This is a genomic window from Oceanobacillus sp. B139/18 (assembly GCF_055524595.1).
The window spans coordinates 385,406-412,385 of record NZ_JBVFXI010000003.1 but is presented as its reverse complement, the minus strand read 5'-3'; the positions used below and the strand labels follow the sequence as shown (position 1 = coordinate 412,385).

General features: G+C 40.9%; 21 protein-coding genes. 13 read left to right on the top strand and 8 right to left on the bottom strand.

Features of this window, described 5'->3' with window-relative positions:
• Nucleotides 1-27: 27 nt before the first annotated feature.
• Complete coding sequence (locus ACZSMY_RS12340; RefSeq protein WP_193065284.1) at nucleotides 28-972, top strand: MBL fold metallo-hydrolase; 945 nt, start codon at nucleotides 28-30, stop codon at nucleotides 970-972.
• A gap of 116 nt (nucleotides 973-1,088) precedes the next feature.
• The gene (locus tag ACZSMY_RS12335) at nucleotides 1,089-1,919 is read left to right on the top strand and encodes an aldo/keto reductase (protein ID WP_042529979.1); all 831 of its coding nucleotides are present in this window, start codon (nucleotides 1,089-1,091) and stop codon (nucleotides 1,917-1,919) included.
• A 74-nt stretch (nucleotides 1,920-1,993) separates the two neighbouring features.
• Here ACZSMY_RS12335 and ACZSMY_RS12330 read toward each other — a convergent pair whose 3' ends face one another.
• Nucleotides 1,994-4,045: a catalase gene (locus ACZSMY_RS12330; RefSeq protein WP_455725957.1), complete on the bottom strand. Its 2,052-nt coding sequence runs from the start codon at nucleotides 4,043-4,045 to the stop codon at nucleotides 1,994-1,996.
• A 420-nt stretch (nucleotides 4,046-4,465) separates the two neighbouring features.
• Nucleotides 4,466-5,266, bottom strand: coding sequence for a Cof-type HAD-IIB family hydrolase (locus ACZSMY_RS12325; protein WP_465147827.1), 801 nt, complete (start codon nucleotides 5,264-5,266; stop codon nucleotides 4,466-4,468).
• A 556-nt stretch (nucleotides 5,267-5,822) separates the two neighbouring features.
• Between ACZSMY_RS12325 and ACZSMY_RS12320 the strand changes: the two genes are divergently transcribed.
• From ACZSMY_RS12320 to ACZSMY_RS12300, 5 genes are all read left to right on the top strand, one after another.
• Nucleotides 5,823-6,263: a hypothetical protein gene (locus ACZSMY_RS12320; protein WP_042529985.1), complete on the top strand. Its 441-nt coding sequence runs from the start codon at nucleotides 5,823-5,825 to the stop codon at nucleotides 6,261-6,263.
• A 153-nt stretch (nucleotides 6,264-6,416) separates the two neighbouring features.
• On the top strand, nucleotides 6,417-8,312 hold the full coding sequence (locus ACZSMY_RS12315; protein WP_256705028.1) for a PrkA family serine protein kinase: 1,896 nt from the start codon (nucleotides 6,417-6,419) through the stop codon (nucleotides 8,310-8,312).
• A gap of 239 nt (nucleotides 8,313-8,551) precedes the next feature.
• The gene (gene yhbH / locus ACZSMY_RS12310) at nucleotides 8,552-9,718 is read left to right on the top strand and encodes a sporulation protein YhbH (RefSeq protein WP_139089015.1); all 1,167 of its coding nucleotides are present in this window, start codon (nucleotides 8,552-8,554) and stop codon (nucleotides 9,716-9,718) included.
• Nucleotides 9,719-9,836: 118 nt separating this feature from the next.
• Nucleotides 9,837-11,249 (top strand): SpoVR family protein, encoded by a 1,413-nt coding sequence (locus tag ACZSMY_RS12305; RefSeq protein ID WP_226895206.1) that lies wholly within the window; start codon nucleotides 9,837-9,839, stop codon nucleotides 11,247-11,249.
• A 182-nt stretch (nucleotides 11,250-11,431) separates the two neighbouring features.
• Entirely contained in the window at nucleotides 11,432-11,989 is a 558-nt protein-coding gene (locus ACZSMY_RS12300; RefSeq protein WP_042529993.1) for a GNAT family N-acetyltransferase, read from the top strand.
• Between the two features lie 97 nt (nucleotides 11,990-12,086).
• Here the strand turns inward: ACZSMY_RS12300 and ACZSMY_RS12295 are convergent, their stop codons facing one another.
• On the bottom strand, nucleotides 12,087-13,085 hold the full coding sequence (locus ACZSMY_RS12295; RefSeq protein WP_465147826.1) for a YcjF family protein: 999 nt from the start codon (nucleotides 13,083-13,085) through the stop codon (nucleotides 12,087-12,089).
• A gap of 210 nt (nucleotides 13,086-13,295) precedes the next feature.
• Here ACZSMY_RS12295 and mbcS point away from each other — a divergent pair, with 210 nt between their 5' ends.
• Together mbcS and ACZSMY_RS12285 are read left to right on the top strand one after the other, a co-directional pair.
• Nucleotides 13,296-14,876 carry an acyl-CoA synthetase MbcS gene (mbcS, locus tag ACZSMY_RS12290; RefSeq protein ID WP_455725954.1) on the top strand — a complete coding sequence of 527 codons (1,581 nt, stop codon included), beginning with the start codon at nucleotides 13,296-13,298 and terminating at the stop codon, nucleotides 14,874-14,876.
• 10 nt (nucleotides 14,877-14,886) lie between these two features.
• The gene (locus ACZSMY_RS12285) at nucleotides 14,887-15,828 is read left to right on the top strand and encodes a dipeptidase (protein WP_465147825.1); all 942 of its coding nucleotides are present in this window, start codon (nucleotides 14,887-14,889) and stop codon (nucleotides 15,826-15,828) included.
• 65 nt (nucleotides 15,829-15,893) lie between these two features.
• Here ACZSMY_RS12285 and ACZSMY_RS12280 read toward each other — a convergent pair whose 3' ends face one another.
• Both ACZSMY_RS12280 and ACZSMY_RS12275 read right to left on the bottom strand, forming a co-directional pair.
• On the bottom strand, nucleotides 15,894-16,760 hold the full coding sequence (locus tag ACZSMY_RS12280; RefSeq protein WP_193065277.1) for a YitT family protein: 867 nt from the start codon (nucleotides 16,758-16,760) through the stop codon (nucleotides 15,894-15,896).
• Between the two features lie 81 nt (nucleotides 16,761-16,841).
• A complete protein-coding gene (locus ACZSMY_RS12275) occupies nucleotides 16,842-17,303 on the bottom strand; it encodes an SRPBCC family protein (protein ID WP_212928352.1) in 462 nt (153 codons plus the stop codon).
• Nucleotides 17,304-17,473: 170 nt separating this feature from the next.
• On the opposite strand from ACZSMY_RS12275, the gene ACZSMY_RS12270 reads away from it, so the two are divergent.
• Together ACZSMY_RS12270 and ACZSMY_RS12265 are read left to right on the top strand one after the other, a co-directional pair.
• Nucleotides 17,474-17,674 carry an alpha/beta-type small acid-soluble spore protein gene (locus ACZSMY_RS12270; protein WP_042530005.1) on the top strand — a complete coding sequence of 67 codons (201 nt, stop codon included), beginning with the start codon at nucleotides 17,474-17,476 and terminating at the stop codon, nucleotides 17,672-17,674.
• 565 nt (nucleotides 17,675-18,239) lie between these two features.
• Nucleotides 18,240-19,157 carry an aldo/keto reductase gene (locus tag ACZSMY_RS12265; protein ID WP_042530011.1) on the top strand — a complete coding sequence of 306 codons (918 nt, stop codon included), beginning with the start codon at nucleotides 18,240-18,242 and terminating at the stop codon, nucleotides 19,155-19,157.
• 250 nt (nucleotides 19,158-19,407) lie between these two features.
• Here ACZSMY_RS12265 and ACZSMY_RS12260 read toward each other — a convergent pair whose 3' ends face one another.
• Nucleotides 19,408-20,502: a branched-chain amino acid aminotransferase gene (locus tag ACZSMY_RS12260; RefSeq protein ID WP_042530013.1), complete on the bottom strand. Its 1,095-nt coding sequence runs from the start codon at nucleotides 20,500-20,502 to the stop codon at nucleotides 19,408-19,410.
• A gap of 139 nt (nucleotides 20,503-20,641) precedes the next feature.
• Between ACZSMY_RS12260 and ACZSMY_RS12255 the strand changes: the two genes are divergently transcribed.
• Entirely contained in the window at nucleotides 20,642-21,424 is a 783-nt protein-coding gene (locus ACZSMY_RS12255; RefSeq protein ID WP_465147824.1) for an HAD family hydrolase, read from the top strand.
• A 103-nt stretch (nucleotides 21,425-21,527) separates the two neighbouring features.
• Here ACZSMY_RS12255 and serA read toward each other — a convergent pair whose 3' ends face one another.
• Together serA and ACZSMY_RS12245 are read right to left on the bottom strand one after the other, a co-directional pair.
• On the bottom strand, nucleotides 21,528-23,114 hold the full coding sequence (gene serA / locus ACZSMY_RS12250; RefSeq protein WP_042530017.1) for a phosphoglycerate dehydrogenase: 1,587 nt from the start codon (nucleotides 23,112-23,114) through the stop codon (nucleotides 21,528-21,530).
• 3 nt (nucleotides 23,115-23,117) lie between these two features.
• Nucleotides 23,118-24,275 carry a pyridoxal-phosphate-dependent aminotransferase family protein gene (locus ACZSMY_RS12245; protein WP_212928349.1) on the bottom strand — a complete coding sequence of 386 codons (1,158 nt, stop codon included), beginning with the start codon at nucleotides 24,273-24,275 and terminating at the stop codon, nucleotides 23,118-23,120.
• 502 nt (nucleotides 24,276-24,777) lie between these two features.
• Here ACZSMY_RS12245 and ilvD point away from each other — a divergent pair.
• The gene (gene ilvD, locus ACZSMY_RS12240) at nucleotides 24,778-26,463 is read left to right on the top strand and encodes a dihydroxy-acid dehydratase (protein WP_256705021.1); all 1,686 of its coding nucleotides are present in this window, start codon (nucleotides 24,778-24,780) and stop codon (nucleotides 26,461-26,463) included.
• Nucleotides 26,464-26,980 lie beyond the last annotated feature (517 nt).

Sequence of the window (26,980 nt, the reverse complement as noted above, 5' to 3'; positions counted from 1 at the left end):
CGGATTGTTTAGAAAGAAGTGACGCCGATGTTAGATAAATTAGGGATAAAGCGGATTACTTTAGCATTGCCGTTCCGCTTAAATCATGTCCATTGTTTTATTGCTGAGGAAGCGGACGGCTATAAGATTTTAGATACAGGTCTGCATAATACAACTACGGAGAAAATATGGGAAAAGGAAATAGAAGGGAAACAAATTACGGACATTATTGTTTCTCATTACCATCCAGACCATTTTGGTTATGCAGGGAAACTGCAGGAACGAACCAATGCGCGCGTTTGGATGTCTGAAATTGATTTACAGGCGGCGCTGCAGGCCTGGGAGCAGCCCTTTTTAGAAAAGTTATGGGAGAATTATTATCGGGCGGGCATTCCCGAGGAGAAAAGCAGGGCTTTGACGCAGAATACTGCTGCATTTGCACCATTAGTAACCCCTTATCCAAAGGTGGAAAACATTTTAAAGGAAGGGGAAACGATTCAATTTGGGAAATATGTCTATGAGATTATACATACACCAGGTCATTCAGACGGTTTAGTCACCTTTTATAATCAGGAAAAGAATGTGCTGCTGTCAACGGATCATGTTCTTCCGAGGATTACTCCGAATATTTCCTATTGGTTTCACGGGGACCCAAACCCATTAGAAAATTATTTGAATTCCTTGGAGAAAATTAAGAAACTGGACGTCGAATGGGTTATTCCATCCCATGGCGACCCGTTCCAAAATGCATCCAAGCGAATTCAGGAAATAGAGACCCATCATAAAGAAAGATTGAACAGCCTAAAGGAAATGCTGAAAACCGGCTTAACGGTTTATGAAACAATGGAAAAGCTGTTTCCGAAAAAGCTGGCTGTTCACGATACGCGGTTTGCAGTAGGTGAAACGGTCGCCCATTTAGAATATTTGCGTCTGGCTGGGGAGTGTACGCGCGAGTTGACAGATGGTGTGTATATGTATCATGTAACGAACTAGCAGACAATGCCGCCCATTTTAGAGTGGCGGCATTATCTGCTAGTTCCTTTTTCTTTCTTTTACGTGATTGATTGTTATAAGATGATAGAAAAGATAAGAAAGGATGGATGTCTGATATGAGTAATCACCTTCAGGGTACAGTCACATTAAATAATGGCGTAGATATGCCTGCGTTTGGACTGGGAGTCTATAAAGTAGAAGAAGGACAGACAGCAGTGGCCGCAGTGAAAACTGCGCTGGAGCATGGTTATCGCAGTATTGATACCGCTTCTTTTTACCAGAATGAAGCCAGTGTCGGGCAGGGTATCAAGGAGTCTGGTATACTGAGAAAGGATATTTTTCTGACATCAAAAGTCTGGAATGATGAGCAGGGCTATGCGTCTACATTAGAAGCATTTGAAAGAAGTCTTGAAAAATTAGATACCGATTATTTGGATTTATATCTGATTCATTGGCCTGTAAAAGAAACGTTTATAGATACGTGGAAGGCAATGGAAAAGCTTTATCATGATGGACGCGTTCGTGCCATTGGTGTGAGTAATTTTCATATCCAGCATTTAGAGCGGCTTTTAGCAGAAGCAGAAGTTGTTCCGGCAGTTGATCAAGTGGAATTTCATCCGCATCTAACGCAGGAAGGCTTGCGCGCTTTTTGTGAAAGACATGGCATCCAGCTGGAAGCCTGGTCTCCGCTGAAACGGGGAGAGCTGCTAAATCATCCAGCGCTTGTTACGATTGGAGAGAAATACGGGAAGAATGCGGCGCAGATCATCTTAAGATGGGATGTCCAGCATCAAGTTGTTACCATTCCAAAATCAATTACCCCGGAACGCATCATTTCCAATGCGGATATTTTTGATTTTGAATTAACGGATGAGGAAATGAAACAGATCGATGCGTTGAATGAAAATAGCCGTTCTGGTTCCAATCCAGACGAATATGATAAATAACTCTCGGGCTTCCGTCAGAGAGAACTGTAAAAAATGCGCTGCGCTGAAAAACATTCTGCGCGGCGCATTTTTTCTTATCGATCCCAAAAACGCTGTTTCGCCATTGCATTGACAAAGGCTTTATAGAAGCCGTCAGTCGGGGCTCTGCTTGTCAAGACGCCGGGGCGATTTTGAAGATGAATTTCTTCTATCCACTTTGCTCCTTCGTCAATACCGCCAATAGGCTTATAATGGTTAAACTGATCCACAATAAATTGATTTGTCATAAAATGAAAATCCCTGGTAGCGTATGGGCCGCCTATAACAAATAAACCATCATACAGAAGCGGCGATCCGGTTAAAAATGTTTCATCAACGGAAAGGCTATCCCCGTTTGTTCCTTCCAATGTTCCGAGCCTTCTGCTTACAAAAACAGGCTCTAATCCTGCTTTTTCCCACGACGCCATCGCGTTTTTTAAAGCATTACTGTCATATTGTTCATCAATAATCACCCCGACCTTTAAGGTATCCGTACGAAACACTGTATTTTGCATACTTAAAGCCGGCGAGGAAGCGGTCACATCGGATTCTGGAATAGCTTCCGGCGGAGCTGGCACGCCAACCTCCTCGGCAACCGAAACAGCCAGCGGTCTGCTGATATGGGCAATCAGACGAACCGCGCGCTTCCGTACTTCCGGATTCTTCACTTTTCCAAGCTCGAAACTGAATGCCTGCAGGATATGGCTTTTTTCCACATCACTCATGCTGTTCCAAAAAAGTCGTCCTTGAGAAAAATGATCCTCAAAACTGGGTGCTGTCTGACGTACCTTTTTTCCTTCGACCAGAGAAGGGTAGGTGACAAATCCGCCTTTATCACCCGGCACAGGATAAGGTGTATTATTCGCCAGATAATTTTGATGGTAGGCAACCTGTCCTTTATCAATCACATAACGTGCTGCACCATCACGATGGTTATTATGTGCTGTGCGAATAGGGCGATTGATTGGAATTTGTTTGAAATTAGTGCCCACACGGTAAAATTGTGTATCTGCATAGGAGAACAGTCTGCCTTGCAGCAGCGGATCATTTGTAAAGTCAATTCCGCGAACAATATTTCCCGGATGAAGCGCAACCTGTTCTGTCTCTGCAAATACATTCTCGACATTTTTGTTTAAAGTCATTTTCCCGATTTTCTTCAGGGGAATAAGCTCCTCCGGCCACAGCTTGGTAGAATCTAGAATATCGAAGTCAAAATCAAACTCCTGATCCTCTCGAATCACTTGAATGCCAAGCTCGTATTCGGGGAAATTACCTTTCTCGATATTCTCCCATAAGTCCCGCCGGTGAAAATCCGGATCAGCACCGCCGATTTTCTGTGCTTCATCCCAAATCAGAGAATGAACGCCTAGAACTGGCTGCCAATGAAATTTACAAAAATGCGATACACCTTCTTTATTTACGAGTCGGAATGTATGCACACCAAAGCCCTGCATGGTTCGAAAACTGCGGGGGATGGTGCGGTCAGACATAATCCACATCATCATGGCGGCAGATTCTTCATTACTTCCGATAAAATCCCAAAATGTATCATGTGCTGTCTGGCCTTGAGGGATTTCATTATTTGGTTCTGGTTTTAGCGCATGAATCAAATCGGGAAATTTAATGCCATCCTGAATAAAAAAGATTGGGATATTATTGCCGACTAAATCAAAGTTTCCTTCCTCCGTATAAAATTTGGTGGCAAAGCCGCGCACATCCCGGAGTGTTTCATTAGCACCTCTGGAACCGGCAACCTGTGAAAAACGGACAAACACAGGTGTTTTTCTGCCCGCATCTTGTAAGAAATGTGCCTCTGTTAAATCAGATTGTGATGCATAGCATTCAAACACGCCATGCGCTCCATATCCGCGTGCGTGAACATTTCGTTCTGGGATTCGTTCTCTATCAAAGTGGGAGAGTTTTTCCCGATATATAAAATCCTCTAATAGCTGCGGTCCGCGGTCTCCGGCGCTTAGCGTATTTTCATCATCCGAAATTTTAACCGCTTCATCCGTCGTCATTGGTTTCCCTTCATTATCTCTATAAAATTTCTCCAGCTGTCTGATTTTTTTATTTTCTTCCGGCTCCCGATTCTTGTGGTCTGTCATGTCTTATCCTCCTTTTAAATGAATTTTTTTCACAGTAATAAAAGGATATTCGCTGGAAGTGGTAAATATGACCAGAGGAGAAGAATGGAGGTTTTCTGAGTTCATATTATCTTTTAAAAAATTTGTTTGATTGTTTAGCGTTATATAATATTATTAGAATAAGACAGACATGAGAGAGGGGAAGGCATATGGGCTGGATGAATCTCGTTATGTTTATTATATTGGCAGTGTTGGGGTTGTGGGGACTGATTTCCCGAGCTAAATGGCTGGAGGGCGAATCAAAAAAAATAAAAAATCTTAATATTTAAAGATTTATCTGTGTTAACATTGTCTTGCCTGATAACAGATAAAAAAGAGCCGTCCCGGGGGGGATAGGCTCTTTACTCCGTTGTAAAGGGAATGATGATGTTTGGCTGAATCTTAGTCTTTCGGAAGCAGTCCATGGTGCTGTAATGCGTATGAAATGCCATCATCACTTACATCCTTCGTAACAAATGCAGCTGCTTCCTTTACTTCCGGCAGGGCATTTCCCATGGCGACACTGTTAGGAACGAGCTGCAGCATTTCTATATCATTTAAACCGTCTCCGAAGGCGTATTGTCTTTCTGACGGAAAATCGAGATACTCAAGCAGTTTTTTAATACCTAATGCTTTTGATCCGCCTTTTGGAAGGACATCTAGCGATTTTGGATGCCACCGGACAAAATCTAAGTTTGTGAATGTATCCTGATAAATCTTTTCTTCGCCTTCTGTGTTGAAAAGGAGGCTCTGATAAATGTCACTCTGCCGGGCCGTATTATGCTCTTCCTGTTCTGGATAAGCATCTACCTTTAATGTTGCAATGCTTTCTTCTATATATGGATGGTCATTCGGCACATTAGTTGTCATTTTTTTATCATTCATATAGACAACAGGATGGTTATTTTTTAAAGCAAATGCGGTTAATTCCTCTAACGTCTCTGGATTGATTGTGTTCGCATAGACAACTTCCCCGCGGCACACCACATATTGCCCGTTATAGCTTATGTAAGTGTCAATACCTAATTCGTCTCGTAAATCATCAAATAAGAATTTGGCCCGGCCTGTTGCGATGGCAACCTCATGACCAAGTTCCTTCAGCTTGAAAATGGCTTTCTTCGTTGATTCAGGCAGGATTCTTTCCTCTTCTGTCAATAATGTCCCATCAATATCAAAAAACAGAATACTTTTATCTGGTACCATTTTATCCCTCATTTCACCTTCATTATACGCTTTCTATTATGATGGAACTGCTGTATAGATTCAACTGTTGACTATTATAATAATTAAAATTATCGCTTAAGATTATTCTTCACAAATATATGTGAATCGCTTACAATCAAGGTGAGTGAGTTGAAATCAATATTTTACTTTCTAGCAGTCGCTGCGGAAAAACACTCCGCTTTCCGTGGGCTTGAGCTCAGCCTCCTCGGTAAAAAGAAGAGCCCTTTTTCCCTGCGGGGTCTTCCCACTGCGCTTTCCCACGACGGACAGGACGTCCTAGTGTCGGTCGTTGGTCACAGGACGTGACCGTTCTTAGCCGACCAGGAGTCTCCGTGTTTTTCCTTCGCTAGATAGTGTTATCACCACCCATACTAATTTTTAATTCATTATATTAACCTGATAACATGGAGACCTGCGATTACTCGGTCTATTAAAACCGTTGCTGCGATTAGAAGTCCCATCAAAAAAAGTAACTTGTTATAATGTTTTAATTATAAAAAATTTTGTTAGAGACAAAAATAAGGAGTTAATTCATATGAAACGCCTGGTATTACTAATGATGATATGTATTCCTTTGTTCCTGGCAGGCTGTTTAAGTCCGAATAGTGCCCGGGTAGTCAATGATATGTATCAAGCTGCGATTATGGAGGAAGAAGAAAATGTAGCTTCCTACTTTTCAGAGGAGTATTTAGAAGAGCATCCAATTGATGAATTAACGAATGAATTAGCAGAAGATGCCCGGACCATGTACGGGGTCAATATGATGAATATTACGCTTATCCGCGAGAAAGAGCTGCAGGACGATTACATCGAATCGACCGGATTAGCTGATAATCCGGATTTATCAGTGGTTACCGCACAGACAGATGAACGGGAGGTAGTAGTCTGGACAGTGGAGCGGGGGAGTACCCGGTATACGATAATTCAAGGGGAAAGGTATGACTTTGATACATATAATGAAAATGTTCTTGAGTAAAAACACGGCACCCCGCCGTGTTTTGTTATTGGACTTTTAAACATCCGTTTAAAAATGAACTCTGAATGTTTTTCTAAAATATTTCCATAGAGCATGTTTTACACTTCCACTGCATAGGATATAGAAATCGTTGTAAGATGGAGGGAGCCTGCGATGGATATTTTAAATAAAGTAAAAAACGATAGAGAAGCAGAAAAACAGCTGGTATGGGAAGGCACGTTTGCGGAATACTTAGAGCTGGTGAAAGAAAACCCGACAATCGCACAGACTGCACATTCCCGGGTGTATAATATGATCAAGAGTGCAGGGGTCACGGAGAGAGATAACCATAAAATGTATGAGTTTTTTGGATCAGCTATTTTTGGTCTGGAATCAGCAATTGAAAGCTTAGTAGAAGAGTATTTTCATCCGGCAGCAAGAAGGCTGGACGTCAGAAAACGAATTTTGCTGTTAATGGGACCGGTCAGCGGTGGAAAATCGACTATTGTCAGTTTGCTGAAGCGTGGCTTGGAGCAGTATTCACGTACCGATGAAGGGGCTGTATATGCCATTAAAAACTGTCCAATGCATGAAGATCCTCTTCACTTAATCCCACAGCATTTGCGGGAAGATTTCCATGAAGAATATGGTATACGAGTGGAAGGCAGCCTATCTCCATTGAATACCATGCGTTTAGAAAAGGAATACGGCGGCAGGATTGAAGATGTTAAGGTACAGCGAATCTTTTTCTCAGAGGATAAAAGGGTAGGAATCGGGACATTCAGCCCGTCTGATCCGAAATCACAGGATATTGCCGATTTAACCGGCAGCATTGATTTTTCCACGATTGCTGAGTTTGGATCTGAATCTGATCCGCGTGCTTACCGGTTCGATGGAGAGTTAAATAAAGCCAACCGCGGAATGATGGAGTTTCAGGAGATTTTAAAAAGTGATGAAAAATTCTTGTGGCACTTGCTTTCACTGACGCAGGAAGGAAATTTTAAAGCCGGGAGATTTGCTTTGATATCCGCAGATGAGCTGATTATAGCGCATACGAACGAATCAGAATATAAATCATTTATTTCCAATAAAAAGAATGAGGCACTTCATTCCAGAATGATTGTGATGCCGATTCCATATAATTTAAAGGTCAGTGAAGAAGAACGAATCTATAAGAAAATGATTCAGGAAAGTGATATTGCGGATGTTCATGTAGCTCCCCATGCTTTACGGGCTGCGGCGATATTCTCCATTTTGACCCGATTGAAAGAATCGAAAAAACAGGGAATCGATGTTGTGAAGAAGATGCGGCTCTATGACGGGGAAAGTGTGGAAGGATATAATCAGATTGATATAGAGGAACTTTCAAATGAGTATACGGATGAGGGAATGGCTGGGATCGATCCGCGCTATGTCATCAACCGTATTTCCTCCACGATTATCCGTAAAGAAATCCCTTCTATCAACGCACTGGATGTATTACGTTCGCTGAAGGAGGGATTAAACCAGCATCCGTCTATTTCCAAGGATGATCTGGATAAATATTTAAACTATATTTCGATTGCCCGGAAAGAATATGATGAGATTGCGAAAAAAGAAGTACAGAAAGCATTCGTTTATTCGTATGAAGAATCAGCGAAGACCTTAATGGATAACTATCTGGATAATGTTGAGGCGTATTGTAACCAGAATAAATTACGTGATCCGCTCACTGGAGAAGAAATGAATCCAGATGAAAAGCTGATGCGTTCGATTGAGGAGCAGATTGGCATCTCGGAAAATGCAAAAAAAGGCTTCCGGGAAGAAATCTTAATCCGTTTATCTGCTTATGCGCGTAAAGGAAAGCGATTTGATTATCAATCGCATGAGCGTTTGCGTGAAGCGATTCAAAAGAAATTATTTGCTGATTTGAAAGACGTTGTGAAAATTACAACCTCATCGAAAACACCGAATGAATCGCAGCTGAAAAAGATTAATGAAGTGATTGCCCGTCTGATTGATGAGCATGGGTATAATTCGGTGTCTGCGAATGAACTGCTGCGTTATGTAGGAAGTTTACTGAATCGATAAAGCAGTGTTTATATTTATTTCATCTTAGAAAAATGAAAAGTGGTATCCAGATGAACATGGATGCCACTTTTTAACTTACCTGATAAAAGGAAATAAGCTTTTCTAAAAACCTCAAATTCTTTTAATCCGTCTGCAATAACTTATCCCCTCTTGCATACAATAGATAAAGCATGTTTCTAAAACTGTTTGTACCATAAACTGATGATTGGAAACAATTCAAATATAAGGAGAGGATTCGAGTGTCCAATGAGCAAGAGCATAATTTCGTCGTCTCCCAAGAAAACTGGTCTCTCCATCGAAAGGGTTATCAGGATCAGCAGCGCCATAATGAGAAAATAAAAGATGCCATCAAGAAAAACCTGCCTGACCTGGTCAGTGAAGAAAATATCATTATGTCCAATGGCAAGGATGTAGTGAAAATCCCGATTCGTTCGCTGGATGAATATAAAATCAGATATAACTATGAAAAATCAAAGCATGTAGGGCAAGGAAATGGAGATTCAGAGGTTGGAGATGTCGTCGCACGCGCGCCTGGAGACGGGCAGCAGGCGGGAGCCGGCAATGGCAAGAAAGCCGGGGATAAGCCGGGACAGGATTATTATGAATCGGAAGTATCCATTGCAGAGATAGAAGACGCATTATTCCGAGAATTAGAGCTTCCTAATCTGCAGGAAAAAGAAAAATCAGAGATTATTACGGAAAAAGTCGAATTTAATGATGTGCGTAAAAAAGGGTTAATGGGAAATGTAGATAAGAAACGAACGATATTAACCGCATTAAAGCGGAATGCGCGGGATGGAAAGGCACAAATCACGCCAATTTATAACGATGATCTGCGTTTTAAGACCTGGAATGAAGTCATCCGGCACGATTCCAAAGCGGTTGTCCTGGCGATGATGGATACAAGTGCTTCGATGGGCGCATTTGAGAAGTATATAGCCCGCAGCTTCTTTTTCTGGATGAACCGTTTTTTGAAAACAAAATATGAAAGTGTTGAATTTGAATTTATTGCTCACCATACAGAGGCGAAAGTGGTGACAGAAGAGGCTTTTTTCTCTAAAGGAGAGAGCGGCGGAACGATTTGTTCATCTGCGTATTATAAAGCGCTGGAGGTCATTGAAGAAAAATATCCCCCGTCCCGCTATAATATTTATCCTTTTCATTTTTCAGACGGAGAGAATATTAGCTCGGATAACAAGACATGCATTGAGTTAGTCCATCAGCTGATGGAGAAATCGAATATGTTTGGTTACGGAGAAGTCAATGGCTATAACCGCTATTCTACGTTGATGAATGCTTATAAAACGATTGACCATCCGAAGTTTAAGCACTATGTATTAAAAGAAAAAGCGGATGTCTATCATGCGATGAAAAGCTTTTTTCAAAAGACAGCAGCACGCATATAGAAAATAAAACGAACAGCTCAAAGAAATATACTAATCTTTGAGCTGTTTTATAGGAATGGCAAGATTTTATTCAGAGGACATAGACTATAATAGTAGCTGAATAAAGGGAGGAATCTACTTGAGCGAAACAAAGGAGTTAACAAAAGCTATCGAAGAAATTACGGAGGTAGCCAAAGGGTTTGGTCTGGATTTTTATCCGATGCGCTATGAGGTTTGCCCGGCGGATATTATTTATACATTTGGCGCTTATGGGATGCCGACACGTTTTACCCATTGGAGCTTTGGTAAGCAATTCCATAAGATGAAGCTGCAATATGATTTAGGCCTGAGCCAAATTTATGAGTTGGTAATCAATTCGGATCCTTGTTATGCCTTTTTGTTAAATACGAACAGCCTGATTCAAAATAAGCTGATTATTGCCCATGTTCTGGCGCATTGTGATTTCTTTAAGAATAATATCCGCTTTGCAAATACGCGCAAGGATATGGTGGAAAGTATGACAGCAACAGCAGAGCGTATCGCCCATTATGAAATGGTGCATGGAAAAGAAGAGGTGGAGAGCTTTTTAGATGCAATTTTATCGATTCAGGAGCATATTGATCCTTCAATTGTCCGGTTTAAACTGCCACCCAAAGCAGCGGATGATATGATAGAGGAGGACACTCACAAAAAACGCGGTGAGTACGATGATCTGTGGAGTTTAGATCAGCGTGGCAAAAGCTCGCAGACGAAAAAGGTAAAAAGACAAAAGAAAATTCCCCCCTTTCCAGAAAAGGACTTATTATTATTTATTGAAGAATACAGCAGAGAACTGGAAGACTGGCAGCGTGACGTATTAACGATGATGCGCGAGGAAATGCTTTATTTCTGGCCGCAGTTAGAAACGAAGGTAATGAATGAAGGCTGGGCATCCTATTGGCATCAGCGCATAATGCGGGAATTAGATTTAACCTCCTCGGAAACGTTAGAATATGCAAAATTGAATGCCGGCGTGGTGCAGCCGTCCCGGACATCCATTAATCCATATTATTTAGGAATAAAAATCTTTGAGGATATTGAAGAGCGTTATAATAATCCAACGGAAGAAATGATAAGAAATGGATGTGAACCGAATAAAGGAAGAGATAAAATTTTTGAAGTAAGGGAAATGGAGTCTGATATTTCCTTTATCCGCAACTATTTAACGAAGGAATTGGTCGCAAAAGAGGATATGTATCTTTTTGAGAAAAAAGGAAGAGATTATCGGATTACAGAAAAGGATTATGTAGAAGTACGCGATCAGCTTGTTTCTCAGCGTGTAAACGGCGGTTTTCCATATATTACTGTAGAAAATGGCGACTATCTTCGTAATGGAGAGCTCTATCTGCGGCATGGTTTTGAAGGTATTGAGCTGGATATTAAATATTTGGAGCATGTTTTACCATATGTCTATCAATTATGGGGAAGAGCCGTGCATTTAGAAACAATTATTGAAGGAAAAGAAACACTGTATACGTATGATGGGAAGGATATGCATAAGCAGCGGATTTGAATAGGGTGAAGGCTGGTTAGATAGTTGGCCAGCCTTTTATTTTCGCACCTACACAGGAAAGAGTCTCTTTTGTTATCCATTTTAGTTTTGTCTCCTATTTCGTAATATAGAAAGTACTTGGAAACACGATTGTTTTTGGATATAATTGTAATAATTTTTTACGTGAAGAGGGAGGAGAGGAAGTGAATAATAATCCGTTTAGTCCATTTCCAGTATTGAAAACGGACCGCCTCATTTTAAGGAATGTAGAAAAAACAGATTTGCAGGATATTTTTGATTATGCTTCTGACCTAAATCTAACAACATATCTGACCTGGAGAGCGCATCAGACGCTTGCGGATACGGAAGGCTTTATAGAGTTCATATTAGCTAGTAACAAACGTCATATGGGAGCAACGTGGGTCATTGTCTGGAAGGAAAACAATCGTGTTATCGGCACCATTGACTTATCTTGGAATCAAAAGCATTATTCTGCCGAGCTCGCCTATGCGCTTTCTAGAAAATATTGGCGAAAGGGAATTGGAACAGAAGCTGTTCAGGAAATCGTTCGTTTTGGTTTTGAAGAAGTGAAGCTGGAACGGATTCATGCAAGATGCCATCCGAAAAATGAAGCTTCCTATAAATTAATGGAAAAAACAGGGATGATCTATGAAGGAACATTGAGAAAGTCGATGCGGAGAAAAGGGAAACAAGAGGATATTAAGATATATTCTATTTTAAAGAGCGAGTTTGAGGGGTAAGTATATCGCCATAATAGAGGAAAAGAACGATTGCTTCGCAGATTAGAAGCAATCGTTCTTTTCCTTTTCTTTATTCTATTTTTTAGTCCTTTTCTTCCTACTCCTCTTGTTTCCCTCTTTTATAAAAATAACTGTAAAGAGACTTCAGCGTCTCTGCATTCAATTCAATATTATTTTCATAAGCATATTTCACCGAATACCCCATCGCAAGTGTCATCCCGCCTGCAACACTTCCGCCGATGACAGAGCCTGCACCAGGAACAAATTTGGAGACCTGACGAAAGATAGTTTTGCCGATATTACCAGTAATCGTGGCAATTGTCAGCTCCTTTGCTTTCTTTTTGGATAATGGTTTTTCATATAAGGTTGCCAGTCTAATCATTAACCCGACTTGGATTCCTGTCAATGGAATAAAATCTGATCCAGGAAGCGGTGTTGCTCCGACAGCAGTTGCTGAGGCCGAAGCGCCTAAAATCCATTTGTTCGCCGTCTGCGACTTTTCTTTAATAAGTCTTGCGAATTGAATTTCCTTTTCTTTTTTTTTCAGGATTTCTAATATCTCATTCCGTAATTTATCAATATTCTCTCCGGTCCGGGAGGAAATCGGGATAACCGGATAACGTTTTGACGTATGCTCCTTCACATATTGAACGAGAGCCGGGATATCATCTGCTGCATCAATTTTATTTAAAATAAAAACAATCTGCTTATTTTCTTTTCTGATGGTTTCAAATGACTTTCTTTCCCCTTCTGAAAAAACTGTTCCAGCTGCGTTTAGGAAAAATAAAATGACATCTGCTTCGCGGTAAAAGCGAAAGGTTTCTTCCGAATTAGTGTGGTTGATATCATCAAGCCCGGGCGTATCTGCGAAAATAATTTTGTCCCGGTATACATATTTATCAATACCAATCGTTTCTCCAGGACGTGCACCGACTTTGGCGACATCATCACCAATAAGCTGGTTAATGGTAGATGATTTTCCCGTATTGATGTCCCCAATCATGGCGAAAATAATATCTTTATCGAGCTGTTTATTTATTTTTTTCGTTTCCTCATTATAAGCTTTATCGAAATCTTTCTCATTAAATGCTGACATCAGCAACACTCCCTCCTGTTACTATTCCCTTTTAATTATTATCATACACCATTATTTACAGAGGGATATAATTTTAGCTGTCTAAAAGAGAGAAGGAAGAATTTTATACCTTTAATCCTATCAGAAAATTTAAATCCTTTTGAACTTGTTCTTATTTCTTGATATAATGACTAACGTATAGTACGAGGTACTAATTTGAGGAGGAATAAGATGAAAAAATCAGATTTGATTGCACCTGCATTATATAATATTACTTCTGAATTTGAAAAATATGCTGCAGATGAAGGAAGAAAAGCGGTTATTTTAGAAGAAGAAAATGGAGATATAAAAGAAATCACGTATACGAATCTGATAAAGAATGCAAATAAGGCAGGGAATATCCTGTTAAATCACGGTTTAAAACGCGGAGATAAAATAATGATTATGCTGCCGCGCTGTATTGAAGCGTATGAACTATATATTGCAGCCTTAAAAACAGGAATGATTATTATACCAAGCTCTGAGATGCTGCGGACCAAGGATTTGCAATTTCGTATCTCACATGGCGAAATTGATGCAGTTGTTGCGACAGAAGCATGTGTGGAAGAGTTTAAAAGAGTTGTAGAGTATGAGCAGCTTGCTAAATTCAGTGTGGGAAAAGAGATAGAAGACTGGGTATCAATTGATAAAGAAAAAGCAGCAGCTTCTGATCAGTTAGAAACGGTAGAAACATCAAGAGACGATATTGCCATTTTATCTTATACATCCGGAACAACAGGGAATCCAAAGGCAGTTATTCATTCTCATGGCTGGGGATTTGCACATATGTCCTCTGCTCCTCGTTATTGGCTCAGTATTCAAGATGGCGATACGGTTTGGGCAACTGCTGCACCCGGATGGCAGAAATGGGTATGGAGTCCATTTTTATCCATTATGGGGATGGGAGCAACAGCGTTTGTCTATTCAGGAAGATTCGATGCAGCAAAATATTTGGAGCTGCTGGAAAAGCATCAGGTTAATGTGCTTTGCTGTACGCCGACAGAGTACCGTTTAATGGCGAAGCTTTCTAATTTAGATGATTACAATTTGAATGCACTGCATAGCACAGTTTCTGCCGGAGAACCTTTAAACCGTGAAGTGATTGATAAGTTCAGACATCATTTTGATGTGACAGTCAGAGATGGTTACGGGCAGACAGAAAGTACCTTGCTGCTCGGATTCTTAAAAGGGATGGAAGTACGCCCGGGTTCAATGGGGAAACCAACTCCGGGAAATGATGTCGTTATTATTGATGAAGACGGGAAGCTGGTGAAAACTGGTGAGGTTGGAGATATTGCCATTCCGCTTGATACAGCTGCTTTGTTTAAAGGGTATTATAAAGACGAGGAAAAAACGAAAAGAACACAGCGCGGAGATTATTATGTTACCGGAGACCAGGCAAGCATGGATGAGGACGGTTATTTCTGGTTTGAAGGAAGAAGCGATGATATTATTATCAGCTCCGGCTATACGATTGGACCTTTTGAAGTGGAGGATACGCTCGTAAAACATCCGGATGTGAAAGAATGTGCTGTCGTTGCCAGCCCAGACCCGGTAAGAGGCAATGTTGTAAAGGCATTTGTTATTTTACAAGATAATATTATTGGAAATAGCGAAGTAGTTGCAGCCCTGCAGAGCTATGTAAAGCATGAAATCGCACCATATAAGTATCCGCGAAAAATTGAATTTGTTTCTGAATTGCCGAAAACATCCTCTGGTAAAATTCGGCGTGTGGAGTTAAGACAGAAAGAATATAATAATTCTTTTAAGTGAGGGAGACAGCATGAAGGTAATCGATACGCATTGTGACGCACTGCTTAAATTACAGACAGCACGCTTGGAGCAAAGAAAGCTTGATTTTCGAGATGCGCCGGAGATAGAAACGAATCTGAAGCTGTTAGAAGCGGGAAATGTTGCGGTCCAGTTCTTTGCGATTTTTGTTGATCCGGAAAATGTGGCGACAACAGATCAATGGAAGTATGCGCAAGAGCAGGCAGCCATTTTTCATGAAGAAATTGTGGGAAAGAATGAGAAGGTACGGTTTATTCAAAACTGGAAGGATATTCATTCGCTTGCTTCCGATGAGATTGGTGCCGTATTGACGTTAGAAGGAGCCGAAGCAATTGACAATGATCTTGAAAAACTAAAGACGCTTTACCAAATGGGAGTTAAATCTGTTGGATTGACATGGAATCCGGCAAATCTATGTGCTGATGGCGCTGAAGAACCCCGGGGAGCCGGACTTACCAGATTAGGCAAGAAAGTAGTCCAGTTAAATAATGCGAATAATGTTTTGACAGATGTATCTCATCTTTCTGTTCGAGCATTTTGGGATGTGATGGAGCTGGCTGATTATCCAATTGCTTCGCATTCAAACGCCCGGGCAATTTGTGAGCATCCAAGAAACCTATACGATGACCAGTTGAAAGCATTGATTGAAAAAAAAGCGCCTATTCATTTTGCGCTCTATCCGGTCTTCTTGAAAAAAGGGGCAGAAACAGCAACGGTTGCTGACCTTTTGGAGCATATTGATCATGTCTGTGCTCTTGGCGGAGAGAAGAATATTGGTTTTGGATCAGACTTTGACGGCATCAGCTGTTATATTGATCATATTCCGGACGCCTCGGGCTATACGTATTTGCTGAATGAACTGCAAAAACATTATTCAGAGGAGCAGGTCAGAGGTTTTGCTTATCAAAATATAATGAATATGCTGCCGGCATAGAAAAAACCATATAGATAGCAAAAGAGCCAGAATATCCGGATATTCTGGCTCTTTCCATTCCTGTTTTAAAATTTTTGTCCATCGTATTTATCGAGTGAGAAGCCTCTCCCGAGAATTTCGGATGCACTGATAAAAATAGTGAAAGCGTCAGGTGTTTCTTCCTGTAATAATTTCTTCAGCTTAACTGCTTCCGCCTGCTGTGCCACCACCAGTATCATGGTTTTATCCAATTTCGTATAACCGCCGACAGAACGGATTTTCGTAAGACCCCGGTCAATACCGTTCTGAATAAGCTGCTGTACTTTTTCTTCCTCATCCGTGATAATCATTACCAGCTTCGTTGCGGATGTTCGTAATTGGACAATATCTATTGCTTTACCGCTGATATAAATTGCCATTAATGCAAACAGTGTCAGTTCGAAGCTGAATACAAAAATCGAAGTAATCACAACGAGTCCATCTACGATAAATTGCGAGTAGCCGCTGGAAATACCAGTGAATTTCTTCACAATTTGGGCAATAGCTGCTGTACCCCCGGTAGAACCATTTCCTTTATATACAATCCCTAATCCCGCACCAAGAATAAGTCCGCCGTAAAGTGCGCTCAGAAATGGATTGGTCACTGTAATCGGAATATCTCCTGATAAAAAAATGACAAATGGAACCCAAAACGTTCCAATCAATGTTTTTAGGCTGAAATCCTTCCCTAAAGTAATCCATCCAATAATAAAAATAGGGATATTAATGATAAATTGGCTGAGTGCTGGATTAATCGTATATAATTCAAATAATATCGTGCTGATTCCGGACAGACCTCCAGCAGCTAATCGTGCTGGCAGGAAGAAAATATTATAGGATAGTCCGACAATGGTTGCTCCAATAATAATATAGGCATATTGCTTCCATGCATGCGATTGTTTTGCGTTAACCATGTGCTATGTTCCTTTCCCGACAATGATAATTAGACCTATATAAATGTATCACTGTTGAGAATAAGAGTAAACAGCATAGCTTTAAAGTGGTAAAGCAACAGAATCCGCTTCTGTCAGAGGCTTTGCAATTCGCTGGACAAACTTTTCCAACAAGCCGGGAAGGAGGGAGCCAATCAATGGTGCGCTTATTTTTCCTGTTAAACCTTTTAATTCAAGCTCTAATAGACAGGTCAGTGTGGAGGAACGGGAAGAAAGCTGGGAAAGCTCAAAACAGCCGCTTCCTAAACAACGGTCTTCTGAATCACGAACCCGAAATTGAACGGTAGACGGAGATGTTATTTCTATGATTTTGACATAGAGCTTTACATCCTTAGTAATGGAGCCTGCTTTTCCGTGAAGCTCCCAAATCGAGTCTGTCGGGGATATGTTCTTATGTGTTTGATAACCGGGCACCTGCTTCGCCCAATTAGACCAATCTTCTAAATAACGCCATACGTCTGATTGAGGCAGGTTAATATCCATACTGTAATCTGCTTTTAACATCAAGTAGTTCCTCCTTAAAAATGCTTTCAGCTTTTTTTAATCACCTTGATATACATATGTACAATTTCCAGCACTTATGCTAAAACTTCTTGTATAGTTTATAACGTTCTGCACAAGATAGGAGCAAGCAAGTATGATACTTGCTTTTGAATAAAAGAGGAGGGTCTCTGGTGGCTGACAAACGAAGAAATGCGTTGTTAGTACCGCAAGCAGAACGTGCAGTGAATCAGATGAAAGAGGAAATCGCTGATGAAATGCATGTGAATTTAGGAGCTGACACGACTGCTCGTGAAAACGGTGCGGTCGGCGGTGAGATGGTTAAACGAATGATTCAAATGGCTGAGGGCAGCATTGCGAATCGGAAAAAATAACCTGACTTTCAGCTTGAAAAATTACCCGCTCTAATGTTCTGAATAGAAAAACCTGTGGTGAGAAACTCCTTCTCACCACAGGTTTTTCTTGTAGAATAGGAAAGTATATAAAAAAATGCTGAATATATTCGCTCCAATGGGTTTCATTGAGGGAGTAATCTTCAACGTTGTCAGGTTAATGCGACCGTTGTGGAAAAACACTACGCTTTCCATGGGCCCCGAGCTCATCTCCTTTAAAGAAGACTTGCTGATTGGCAAGCCGTCAGGCGCAGACAGAAGCAAAGTCGCACTTATGCCCTGCGGGTAGAAAAAAGAAGTTCGCTTTTTTTCTACGGGGTCTTCACACTGGGACTGGGACTGCGATTACTCGTCCCATCGAAGAGCTTTTGCGATTACTCGTCCCATCGAAACCCGTCGTAGCGGACATCTCTTTGGCAAGAACACCGATGTTTTAAAGGTTCATTGACGTTCTTGATTTCCCATAAAGAAAAAAGTAAAACAAGCTCGGATTATTATCGGGAATGTCGAAGCTTGTGATAAAATAGAAAGCAGGGAGGGAATTATTATGAAGCGTATACAATTGGGAAACAGCGAATTATCTGTTCCAGTCATTTCTTTGGGATGTATGGTGATGCAGCAAAGTACGAAAGAGCAAGCGAATAAAGTGATTCATAATGCATTGGATCATGGAATCGATTTTTTTGACCATGCAGATATCTACGGAAAAGGAAAGTCTGAGTCGGTATTTGCGGATGCGATTAATATGAGCCCCGCTATTCGCGAAAAAATGATAATTCAGTCGAAAGCAGGCATCCGTAACGGATTTTATGATTCTTCCAAGGAATATTTGATTTCATCTGTTGAAGAAAGCTTAAAGCGTTTGAAGACAGATTACTTAGATGTATTTCTGATTCACCGTCCGGACGCGCTGATGGAGCCGGAAGAAGTGGCAGAAGCATTTTCAGAGTTAGAAAAAAGCGGGAAAGTCCGGCATTTTGGGGTAAGTAACTTCCGGCCGCGTCAAATCGAGTTATTAAAAAAATATGTGGAGCAGGATCTCGTGGCTAATCAGTTACAGTTAAGTGTTACAAATTCCGGTATGATTGATCAGGGATTATATGCAAATACGGCCTTTGATCAGGCAAAGGATTTAGATGGCGGAGTGATTGATTATAGCCAGATAAATAATATGACAATTCAGGCCTGGTCCCCGCTCCGTTACGGTTTCTTCGGCGGGTTTATTATGGATCGGGATGCTTATCCGGAATTAAATAAAGAACTGGACAGGCTTGGAGAAAAATATGGTGTGGCCCGTGAGACGATAGCAATAGCATGGATATTGCGTCACCCTGCGAATATACAAACAATTATTGGAACAATGACTCCAAAACGTTTGTCGGAAATGGTAAAAGCAGCGGATATTACGCTTACGAGAGAAGAATGGTATCAATTATGGCAATCTGCAGGTAATAAATTACTGTAAAGAAAGCTCTAAAAATGTATACAGCATCAGATAATTATTGATTATCACGGAGAATCGTCCGTAAAACTCCCGCCTCAAAATAAAGAACGAAAATAAATTTATTTAGACGGGAGATAACGGACGCTAACTCCCTGAATCACTTAGGTTAATTCAGCGGGAGAAAAGCAAAAACGCCCACTGAATGAAGTTTCGTTTTATATTATGAAACTAAAAAAACCAGGCTGGATTTTTCCAGTCTGGTTTTTCAATATTAATGCTTTACAGGACTTTCGGTTTCAATATTTTGCATCCAGTTAAATGGATCTTCCATATGGCCATATTGAATACCTGTAATCGTATCGTAGACTTTTTTCGAGATATCTCCTGTTTTTCCATCGTTGATAATCAGTTGTTTATCTCCCCATTTTAATTCGCCGATCGGAGAGATAACTGCAGCTGTACCAGAACCGAATGCTTCTTCTAATTCTCCTCTTTGGTAAGCTTCATACAATTCTTCGATAGAAATGCGTTTTTCAACCACCGGGATATCCCAGTGCTGTAACAGCTCGATGACGCTGGAACGTGTAATTCCGGAAAGGATGCTGCCGTTCAGTTTAGGTGTGATTACTTCACCGTTGATTTTGAAGAAAACATTCATGCTTCCAACTTCTTCAATATATTTCTTTTCTACACCGTCCAGCCAGAGAACCTGCGTATAACCAGTTTGAGCAACCAGCTCCTGTGCTTTTAAGCTTGCAGCATAGTTTCCTCCTGTTTTCGCTTCGCCGGTACCGCCTTTTACGGTACGTACATATTCATCTTCTACTGCAATTTTTACCGGGTTGATGCCTTCTTTATAATAAGCGCCTACCGGTGATAAAATGACAATAAATTTATAGCGTGTAGATGCAGACACGCCGATGTAAGTTTCTGTTGAAATAATAAACGGGCGAATATATAGCGATGTACCTTCTGTATGAGGGACCCAATCACGATCAATTGAAACCAGTTGTTTAATGGCTTTTAAAGCAAATTCTTCGTCAATCGGAGGGATACATAAACGATCATTTGATCTGTTTAAACGTTCCATGTTTTTCTCTGGACGAAATAATTCAATGCTTCCGTTATCCGTACGATAGGCTTTTAAACCTTCAAAAACAGACTGTGCATAGTGGAATACCATTGCAGAAGGTTCAATTTGTAGTGGTTGATATGGTACAATGCTCGCATTATGCCACCCTAACGGTTCTGAATAATCCATCACAAACATATGGTCCGTGAAAATCTTCCCAAAACTTAATTGATCATCCTGTGGCTTTTCTTTTTTTGTCTCACAACGCTGCACGCGAATAGTTTGTTCTTCCATATCAAAAGTCTCCTTGCCATTGATTAAATTTCTATATATCATAAGACATATCAAAGATTTTAGCAAGACTAAATTTTAAATTAATTTATTAAATTATGATTACGGGTACGATTAAAATGGAAAAGTGAGGAAATGAATAATGAAAAAAATGGTATTATTTGATTTGGACGATACAATCTTATGGGACAAAAAAAGTGTACAGGATGCTTTTGATTTAACATGTCGGCTGGCGGAAAAGGAAGCAGGTACTAATCCGGTTGAATTGGAAAAAAATGTTCGTACGAGGGCAAGAGAATTATATGCTTCTTACCCGACCTATGCTTATACACAAAAAATTGGCATCAATCCATTTGAAGGTCTGTGGGCAACGTTTGAAGACCCGGGGGAGGAGTTCCGCAAGCTGTGGGAAATCGCTCCTGTATACCAGGAGAAAGCCTGGCTGGAGGGGTTAAAAGATACTGGGGCGGATCTGCCGGAACTTGCTAAAAAATTGGCAGAGGCTTTTAGATCATATCGGATAGAGAGCCCGCATTTATTTGAGGATGCTTTGTCTGTTCTTACAGAGCTGGGAAAGGATTATCGCCTTGCTTTGGTTACAAATGGTTCGCCAAGTCTCCAAAACCTTAAATTAGAGATTTCACCTGAATTACCTCCTTATTTCGAGAAAATTTTTATCTCTGGAGATATCGGAACAGGAAAACCAGATCCGGAGATATTTCATCATGTTTTACAGCATCTCGCTATTGATCCGGAAGAGGCAGTCATGGTCGGTGATAATTTGAATACAGATATTATTGGAGCTAATCGGACAGGTATTGATTCTGTCTGGTTGAATCGATTTGATGCAGAAAATAGGACGGACATCGAACCAGCCTATGAAATCAAATCACTTACGGAGTTAAAAAATATCCTGCAACCTTAATTGGGGGGATGTCTGGAGCCTTAATTTATAAAGGAATTTTATCCATAAAAAACCGTTAGAACACAGCTGCACGCCGTGGTTCAAACGGTTTTTTTAATATATTTTACAAATCAATCGCAGTAACAGATTTAATTTCGTCTAATAATGCAATTTCGGAAAGAGCTTTATCTTCTAAATGACGATCAATGGTCAGCAGCATAATGGCATTTCCACCTACATCTGAACGATCCACCTGCATGGTAGCAATGTTGATATTATGCTCTGCAAATGCACTTCCCATGCGTCCGATAACACCAGGCTGGTCAATATGCTGGATAACAACCATATGTCCTTCTGGAGTCGCATCCACCTGATAGCCATCAACACGGACAAGGCGTGCTCCGAGACCGTTTAATAGTGTTCCGGCAACTTTTCTGCTTCCGGAAGGTCCAGTTACTTCTATCGTAATCAGATTTGTAAATCCTTTTTGTGCCGATGTTTTGCTTTCGCTGACAGTAATTCCTTTACGATCCGCCAAGTATAATGCGTTGACATCATTTACACGGCTGCCGAGGAATCGTTTCAGGATACCTTTCACTGCATTGCGAGTGACCGGACCTGTTTCGATGTCACTTAATTCGCCGGAGTACGTAATACGAATGTCATTTATGACTTCATTTGCTAAATCGATAATAAATGTACCCAGTTTTTCCGCTAAATAGAAATAAGGCTCGATTTGATGCATTGCTTCACTAGGGATAGAAGGCATGTTCACTGGGTGGCGGACTGCTTTACCTTCTAAGAAGCGGATAACATCATGGCTGACATCGATGGCTACAATCTCTTGCGCTTCGATTGTGCTGGCGCCTAAATGCGGTGTTGCCACAACCTCTGGCAGGGTGAGTAATTTATGTTCTGTAAAAGGCTCCTGCTCAAATACATCCAATGCCGCACCCGCTACTTTTCCAGAAACAATCGCGTCATACAAAGCATCCTCATCAATAATTCCGCCGCGGGCGCAGTTAACAATTTGTACGCCATCCTTCATCAATTCAAAGGCTTCTGCGTTAATTAGATGTTTTGTTTCTTTTAACAGCGGTGTATGCACTGTAATGAAATCACCCGCTCGAAGCACTTCCTCTAACGTAGCATTTGTTATTCCCATCCGCTCTGCTTTTTCATCGGTTAAGAATGGGTCATAAGCAACTACATTCATGCGCTGTCCTTTGGCGCGTTTCGCTACTTCGGCACCAATTCTTCCCAGCCCTACAACGCCCAGTGTTTTTTGTTTTAATTCCACACCGACAAAACGTTTGCGGTCCCATTGCTTTTGTTTTAAAGCATAGAAAGCCTGCGGGATATTTCTGGACAGGGACATAATCATGGCCACAGTATGCTCAGCAGCAGAATTGGTATTTCCGTTCGGTGCATTTACGACAATAATTCCATTTTCTGTTGCTGCTTCCAAATCAATATTATCTACGCCGACTCCGGCACGTCCGACAATTTTCAAGCGGGATGCTTTTTCCAGTAAAGGACGTGTAACCTGTGTCTGGCTGCGAACGAGTAAAGCATCGAATTGGTCGATATTTTCTAAGAGCGCTGCTTCATCCCAGCCTGGATTTTTAACAATCTCTATATTTTCGATTTCTCTTAATGGTTTAATTCCTTCGTCACTTAATGGATCACTGACTAATACACGATATGTCATGAGTTACTTTTCCTCCTGTTGCAAATAAATTTCTTGGGCAGCCTGAACCCCTTTGCCAAGCTGGATATCTTTTCCGATTTTCACAAGACCGATTTCGATTAAGCTGATTGTTTGCAGCACGTCAGCAGGAGAGCAATAGCCCATGTGCCCGACACGGAAAATCGATCCTTTCAGGTGCTGCTGTCCGCCGGCCATGGTTAAATTGAACTGTTCCTTGACTGCAGAACGGAGCGCCTCTGAATCAAAGTCCGCCGGCCGGACCGCTGTTACGGTTGGAGAAGCATCTTCATCTGCTGCCAGTAAAGGAATATCCAGTGCTTTAAAAGCAGCTCTTGTCATATCACGCATAACGATATGCCGGCGGTACACATTTTCCAGGCCTTCCTCTTCCAGCAGATTCAGAACTTGATCGAGTCCAAATAAAAGGGAAAGCGCAGGTGTATACGGTGTAGATACTTTTTCTAAGTTTTTCCGGTAAACGCGCATATCTAAATAGAAGCGCGGCTGCGGATTGTCTTCAATAACCTTCCAGGCACGCTCGCTTGCTGCAATGAACATTAAACCGGCCGGCAGCATAAATGCCTTTTGCGAACCTGTTACATAAATGTCCACACCCCATTCGTCCATGTTAGCTTCCACGCCGCCCAGGCAGGACACACCATCCACAACGAAAAGAGCATCAGAAGATTCATGTACGGTTTTGGCAAGCTGCTCAATTGGATTTAAAATACCGGTAGAGGTTTCACAATATGTAGCAAAGACTACCTTGATTTCCGGATGTGCTTGTAAATATTCTTGAACGGCTTGAGGGTCAATTGTATCTCCCCATTCCACATCAATTCGGTGCAGCTTTAATTGAAAAGCATCGCATATTTTTGCAAAACGATCACCAAATGCTCCGCTGACGATAACAAGAACATCATCTCCCGGGTGTGCAGCGTTGCTGACAGCCATTTCTAAACCTGCTGTCCCGCTCCCGGCAACAGGAATCACATCCTGCTTCGTTCCAAATACAGATTTTAGCTTTGGAAGAATCCGTTCTAATAATTCTTTCGTTTCTTTCCCGCGGTGACCGATCATAGTCTGGTTCATTGCGCGCCCTACACTTGGAGGGATAGGACTCGGCCCAGGTATTCTTAGAATGTGCTGATCTTTTAGCATGAATGGTAAGCTCCTTTAAAATGAATTTAATAAATGGAATATCAATAAGTACCAAACTGGTATTATTGGATATGATAGCAACTTTTCAAGAATCCAGTTTTATAAAAAAATACAATGTCTTTAAAATGTTTTATTGGCAAACAATGTAACATTTTTTATAAGGTTAAGATACTTTTGTGAGGTTAAAAACGGATGTTTATCGATATCCAATTAATAACATACGGATATTTTAACATAAAAGTATTTAAAAATGCAGATTCATATGAAAAAGTATTTCTTACCAATATAGCAACCTCAACCGTATTGTCAATATAAAGTTACATATTATATGGGCGCAGCAGAGAAGAGAATTGTCGTTAAGGAGAGACATTAAAAAATTTAAAACCCGTTCATTCCGGCATAGAAATCGCTTTCCAGGATGTTTATAAAAAAGAAAAAACACTAAATAAATTGAACTATGCGAATATTATACCTATAATAGTCGAAAAAGGAAGGTGTAAAAATGGAGAAAGATTTAAGGATAAAAAGTAAAGCTTTTGACGGCACCATGCGAGCTCCTAATAGGGCGATGCTACGTGCAGTCGGGGTGACCGATGAGGATTTTAAAAAACCGATGGTCGGAGTTGCCAGTACATGGGCAGAGGTAACGCCGTGTAATATCCATTTGAATGATTTAGCTTTAGTTGCTAAAAAAGGAGTTAGAAAAGTTGACGGTGTGCCGTTAATTTTTAACACAATCACCGTATCTGACGGTATTTCTATGGGAACACAGGGAATGCGCTATTCTCTTCCTAGCAGAGATTTGATTGCTGACTCCATCGAAACAGTTGTCGGGGCAGAAAATTTAGACGGTCTCGTTGCGATAGGCGCTTGTGATAAGAATATCCCTGGATGTATGATGGCAATTGCCAATGCAGAGGTTCCGGCAATTTTTGTATATGGCGGAACCATTGCACCTGGAAATCTTGATGGAAAAGACATTGATATTGTTTCTGTATTTGAAGGTGTCGGGCAGCATAATGCAGGGAAAATCGATGATAAACAGATGAATCGGATTGAATGTCATGCCTGTCCGGGCGCAGGGGCATGCGGCGGGATGTATACCGCAAATACAATGGCTTCCGCAGCAGAAGCCATGGGATTAAGCTTACCGGGAAGCTCTTCCAATCCGGCAGAATCACAGGAAAAACTTGCCGATGTGGAAGCAGCAGGGGAAGCCATCAGAACATTGTTGGAAAAAGGAATCTATCCAAAAGATATAATGACTAAAGAGGCTTTTGAAAATGCGATTACTGTTGTGATGGCACTAGGCGGCTCTACGAATGCTATTCTTCACTTGCTGGCAGTTGCTCATGCAGCAGAAGTGGACTTAACCATAGACGACTTTAACCGTCTTCAGGAAAAAGTGCCGCATCTTGCTGATTTAAAGCCAAGCGGGCAATTTGTATTCCAGGATCTTCACAATGTTGGCGGTGTCCAGGCAGTAATGAAAATGCTTTATGAAAATGGCTATCTGCATGGAGACTGTATGACGGTTACTGGGAAAACTATTAAAGAGAATTTAGAGGATGCACCATCATTAAAAGAAGGTCAAAAAGTAATTATGCCATTAAATGAACCAAAAAGAGAAGATGGACCTTTGATTGTTCTAAAAGGGAACCTTTCTCCAACAGGCGCGGTAGCAAAAGTATCCGGAGTGAAAGTAACCAGACATACCGGTCCTGCACGCGTATTTAATACCGAAGCAGAAGCAACAAAAGCCGTGATGAATAATGAAATTAAAGACGGCGATGTACTTATTATCCGTTATGTAGGTCCAAAAGGCGCACCAGGGATGCCGGAAATGCTTTCTATTTCCAGTATTCTAGTCGGGAAAGGAATGGGAGAAACCGTAGCATTGCTGACAGATGGACGTTTTTCTGGGGGCACACATGGTTTAGTAGTAGGACATATCTCTCCGGAAGCACAATCTGGCGGACCAATCGCACTCCTTGAAGAAGGCGACAGTATCACTATCGATTCATCCACGAAGGAAATCTTTGTGGATCTGTCTGATGAAGAATTGGACAAGCGTCGTAAAGCATGGGAAGCGCCGGAATTATATAAAAAAGGTATCTTAGGCAAATACGCACATAATGTAAAATGTTCTTCTAAAGGTGCTGTCACTGACTATTTGAATCGTGATTAACATAATTAAATTTATAGAACCTTCATCAGGTGATTCGATTATCATCTGATGGAGGTTCTTCATGTTTAAATGGAGCGGGATTTAAATTAATTTGTTAGGATGGCCGGCTTGAAGCAGCAGTATAAGCACTTTGCCAAAGTATCTAACCTAAGAAAAATAAGCTGTAATCTAATTTTAACAAAAAGTACGATGACAATATATATCAGCAATGTAAACGCATACATAAAATCAGACTAAATAGAATTATTAAAAAAATTACAAAATACTATTGACTATCATACAGAAACAAGATATGATTGTTCGCAATATAAGATATTTCTTAACGAAACATTTTTAAAATATCAAGAAGTTATTACTTCACCAATATATTAAATACGTTGACGGGAAAAAAGGAAAAGACCATAGCTTTCACAGAGATCTGGGGGTGCTGGAAGCCCAGAATAGCTACTTATTCCGACATCGTCCCTGAGTGTCACATGGAAAGGAATATTCCAATTATATGTGACCAGGTGCATGG

Excerpts from the sequence above, each read along its gene's own strand:
- ACZSMY_RS12340 (WP_193065284.1), top strand. The coding sequence starts at position 28 with ATGTTAGATAAATTAGGGATAAAGCGGATTACTTTAGCATTGCCGTTC.
- ACZSMY_RS12335 (WP_042529979.1), top strand. The coding sequence starts at position 1,089 with ATGAGTAATCACCTTCAGGGTACAGTCACATTAAATAATGGCGTAGAT.
- ACZSMY_RS12330 (WP_455725957.1), bottom strand. The coding sequence starts at position 4,045 with ATGACAGACCACAAGAATCGGGAGCCGGAAGAAAATAAAAAAATCAGA.
- ACZSMY_RS12325 (WP_465147827.1), bottom strand. The coding sequence starts at position 5,266 with ATGGTACCAGATAAAAGTATTCTGTTTTTTGATATTGATGGGACATTA.
- ACZSMY_RS12320 (WP_042529985.1), top strand. The coding sequence starts at position 5,823 with ATGAAACGCCTGGTATTACTAATGATGATATGTATTCCTTTGTTCCTG.
- ACZSMY_RS12315 (WP_256705028.1), top strand. The coding sequence starts at position 6,417 with ATGGATATTTTAAATAAAGTAAAAAACGATAGAGAAGCAGAAAAACAG.
- ACZSMY_RS12295 (WP_465147826.1), bottom strand. The coding sequence starts at position 13,085 with ATGTCAGCATTTAATGAGAAAGATTTCGATAAAGCTTATAATGAGGAA.
- mbcS (WP_455725954.1), top strand. The coding sequence starts at position 13,296 with ATGAAAAAATCAGATTTGATTGCACCTGCATTATATAATATTACTTCT.
- ACZSMY_RS12285 (WP_465147825.1), top strand. The coding sequence starts at position 14,887 with ATGAAGGTAATCGATACGCATTGTGACGCACTGCTTAAATTACAGACA.
- ACZSMY_RS12280 (WP_193065277.1), bottom strand. The coding sequence starts at position 16,760 with ATGGTTAACGCAAAACAATCGCATGCATGGAAGCAATATGCCTATATT.
- ACZSMY_RS12275 (WP_212928352.1), bottom strand. The coding sequence starts at position 17,303 with ATGTTAAAAGCAGATTACAGTATGGATATTAACCTGCCTCAATCAGAC.
- ACZSMY_RS12265 (WP_042530011.1), top strand. The coding sequence starts at position 18,240 with ATGAAGCGTATACAATTGGGAAACAGCGAATTATCTGTTCCAGTCATT.
- ACZSMY_RS12260 (WP_042530013.1), bottom strand. The coding sequence starts at position 20,502 with ATGGAAGAACAAACTATTCGCGTGCAGCGTTGTGAGACAAAAAAAGAA.
- ACZSMY_RS12255 (WP_465147824.1), top strand. The coding sequence starts at position 20,642 with ATGAAAAAAATGGTATTATTTGATTTGGACGATACAATCTTATGGGAC.
- serA (WP_042530017.1), bottom strand. The coding sequence starts at position 23,114 with ATGACATATCGTGTATTAGTCAGTGATCCATTAAGTGACGAAGGAATT.
- ACZSMY_RS12245 (WP_212928349.1), bottom strand. The coding sequence starts at position 24,275 with ATGCTAAAAGATCAGCACATTCTAAGAATACCTGGGCCGAGTCCTATC.
- ilvD (WP_256705021.1), top strand. The coding sequence starts at position 24,778 with ATGGAGAAAGATTTAAGGATAAAAAGTAAAGCTTTTGACGGCACCATG.